Here is a 399-nt window from a genome sequence, read left to right on the forward strand (position 1 = left end):
CCCTATGATGCTTATGCTAATGTAGATGAAAAAGGAAATTTAATCAATGAAGAATACGCTTATATTTATGATGAAGTTAGCAATAATAAAGAAACCTTAAAATCTTCTCTTTTTAGACAAGAATGGGGTATAGCAGCAGGAATACTAGGAAAACCTGAATATTTTGTGCGTTCTAAAAATCATGGCTTTAATGCCAGAATGATACAATGTTTTATTTTATATATTCAACTCACAGGTGGAGGATATGAAGAATTAGGTATAAAAAGAGGAATTTATAATTATGCTGATAATCTTTTAGAAATAGGTATGGCAGGGATACATAAAAATCCTTTAAGGGCTAAATTAGTAAAAGATTTAGCTAAAACTATACAGCCTGATGAATTTGGTATGCTTCCTTTT

1 pseudogene is annotated in these 399 nt (G+C 29.8%); it reads left to right on the forward strand.

The window, feature by feature from the left end:
* A pseudogene (locus ELQ12_RS09940) lies at window positions 1–399 on the forward strand (hypothetical protein); the annotation flags it as partial.

Source organism: Campylobacter sp. US25a, from assembly GCF_004379075.1.
Taxonomy (GTDB): domain Bacteria; phylum Campylobacterota; class Campylobacteria; order Campylobacterales; family Campylobacteraceae; genus Campylobacter_D; species Campylobacter_D jejuni.